The sequence below is a fragment of the Sphingobium sp. Ant17 genome (assembly GCF_000588875.1).
GTDB lineage: Bacteria > Pseudomonadota > Alphaproteobacteria > Sphingomonadales > Sphingomonadaceae > Sphingobium.
In genome coordinates, this window is record NZ_JEMV01000152.1 from 1 (window position 1) to 2,291 (window position 2,291).

Annotated in this window: 2 protein-coding genes; both read right to left on the minus strand. The window is 49.5% G+C overall.

Features of this window, described 5'->3' with window-relative positions; translation table 11 throughout:
* Positions 1-79: 79 nt before the first annotated feature.
* Positions 80-1,957: an HAD family hydrolase gene (locus tag BF95_RS24890; RefSeq protein WP_327195530.1), complete on the minus strand. Its 1,878-nt coding sequence runs from the start codon at positions 1,955-1,957 to the stop codon at positions 80-82.
* A gap of 145 nt (positions 1,958-2,102) precedes the next feature.
* The coding region (locus BF95_RS24895) for a transposase (protein WP_200867066.1) at positions 2,103-2,291 on the minus strand (189 nt) is incomplete at its 5' end.

The window sequence follows — 2,291 nt, forward strand, 5'->3', positions numbered from 1 at the left end:
CGTTCGTGATAGCGTCTCCTCGCGCTGCCAGTGGACGAACAATCACTATATTAGCAGGCAATTAAACCACGTCCAGACCCTATGCAACAATACCACGCCCGCAGTAGAAGTCATCAAGCTCCAAAGACGCAAAGCATGCTACTTCATCATCAGATATGTGTGAGACAAACTCCTCAAATAGGTCTTGAGCCAGGCTTGGTGAGGCCGAAAAATCTTCTTGTATTGTTTCACGGAAACGTACAGCATCCTTGATATATTTTATGGCACCCTGCTGCATTTCATTGCGAACGTTTGACCCTGCACCAACATAGGCCTGGAGCTCTCGAAATTGGGGATCACCATCCTTGCCGTAGTATAATAATTGCTCATCGTCGGCGCTAAGCATCTTCTCCAGTATAAAACTGTTTTCCAGCATAGGTGATATCCCATTAGGGGATTCATCAACCATGGCGACGAAGCATCCTCGCACCTCCGTTGTCGAGGTCTTGCTCCAATCAAACGCACTCTTGTTGGCCATCATGTACAAACCGTGAAATTTGCCGGGGACCAACTTATCAAGGTGCCGCTGGATCGTTCCGCCATATCCCACGTCCACTACTGCACATCTACTTTCCCCGGATGATCCCATGCCCTGGAGATATTCTATGCAGTTAACCCGCTCATAGGCAGCACGCTCGAATATGAGTGGCGCAATATGCGTAAGCAAAGGAGCAATATTATCGATATTCTGATCCATGATCGTCAGTGGGAGATTTCTTCGCCAGATATTACGAGATTCGATCTTTGCCCAGCGACGTTCATCGAGCCTTACCCCATAGCGCTCACTAAGAAAGAGATCGACGCTTGCCCCATAAAAGTTGTTAGATTTAGCGATAGCGTAAATGTCATCAATGCTTTTGATGGCTGGAACCGTCACGGCTCGCCGCGATGCAAGCATATAATCACTTGGTACGACAGACCCAAGTCCAGCAACCCAAGTATCGTAGGCCGATTTCATAAACTTCCCCTCGCGAGAAAGAAAGCATAGTCTGTCCAGCTTCATTACTTTCGCGGTCTCAACCAGCCATTGCGAGAATGCCAACGAAATCGGCCCTAATAGCCCATAGCCAATAGAGTTAGCCGATGAGCCAAACATGTTTTTTGGCATAAATTTAGGAAAGGTAACGCCTGAGAAATTTTCAGCGGCCAGTGCTCCAAACAGGAATTGCTCTCCGGCGGAAGCGTCCGCCGCGTCCGGAACAAACCCTTCGAGCCGGGGTGCTGCCCGCATGATGTTCGTCGGCTTCACAACGTGAACAGTCCGAATACCCATATCAGCTGGTATCTGAAAGTCCGACCTCTCGTTATCGCCGATCATAAGTAGCTGGGAAGGTTCCAATCTCTCTTCTCGCAGAATATGGTGATACATATTGCCGCGATCTTTCCGAAAGCCAATCTCAGAAGAAAGATAAAATTTGCTCCATCCGGATATCGAGCAGTTTTCTAGCATTAACTCGATATTTTCTCTCTGTAGAAACATGTCGCTTGCTAGAACTATTCTCTTGCCGGAGCTCACAGCAAAATTGAAAAGTTTTATCACTTCACTACGTGTTTTAACTGAGGAAATCTCCATGGCGATTTCTTCATTCACATCGTAATCAGATGCTGATTTTTGATCGCGACGAGCGATTTCAGCGTAGATTTCATAGATGTCAACGTCGCTCCCCTTGGCTGACCGAGCGTCACCTTCGCAAGTCGTTCGGAGATGGAGGAACTTTGAATTCCCTCCCTTTTCGTAGCGACTGTGGAGGGCTTTTTTAACATAGTCCCCATCCAGCAGGTGACGGACGATCAAAGTATCAAATATGTCAAACGCAATAACTCTGACGCTTTCATCAGCGATCGCGTCATAAATATGCTCGATGGGCCGCTCAAAAAACTGATTAATGCGCCATCGCGACCAACTAGCCCGGAAAATTCATGTGACTTGGTGCCGTAGCGCAGGATTGACGGTTTGAACCTTCAACAGTCGCAGGGGATCACGCCCTTCCCGGGGGTGATGTTCGTGTGTTGAAGCTTGCGGGTGACGGGGACGAGTTCGATTTGACGGGCTTTGCCCGCGCTCAGGTGATCAGACGGGGTATCCGGTCGAGCGCGACCTGAACGATCTTCTGGTGTGGGCACGGTGTGGGCCATTGGATGCGGATCATCGTTTTCAATTCTGTGACGCGTGCGGCGATCTTGATGAGGCGCAGACGCAGGGTGTCGAACTGCGCAGTGCGCCAAATGGAGCGCTTGGGCATGGCGGCGCG